The sequence below is a fragment of the Desulfocurvus sp. DL1XJH-121 genome (assembly GCF_054819825.1).
This window is the reverse complement of record NZ_JBTVWW010000135.1, coordinates 1-259: the sequence shown is the minus strand read 5'-3', so window position 1 is coordinate 259 and position 259 is coordinate 1. Positions and strand designations below refer to the sequence as shown.

Annotated in this window: 1 protein-coding gene; it reads right to left on the bottom strand. The window is 49.0% G+C overall.

Going from position 1 to position 259, the window contains the following annotated elements:
- Positions 1-259: hypothetical protein (locus ACYYG1_RS17625; RefSeq protein ID WP_461211632.1), on the bottom strand; the 259-nt coding region annotated here is incomplete at both ends.

Below are 259 nucleotides of genomic sequence, written 5' to 3'. Positions count from 1 at the left end.
CCATCTCGCCGGATTCAAAATCGACGCGGTTGAATTTCAGCCAGTCAAGATCCCAGGTGATGTTATTCCCGCTGATTCGGGTTGCGCTAGAATTAAAAATATTATAGCCGCCGTAAGGAGTGATCGGATCGCCGCCGGCGCGAGTGCGGATAAGATAAATGGTATTGCTGGCGTTGACCGGCTTGCCATTGCTGAGATCAATATTGCCAAAATAGGTGATATTGCCTTTTATCGGCACTTTAACCGTGCCGTCCTGATC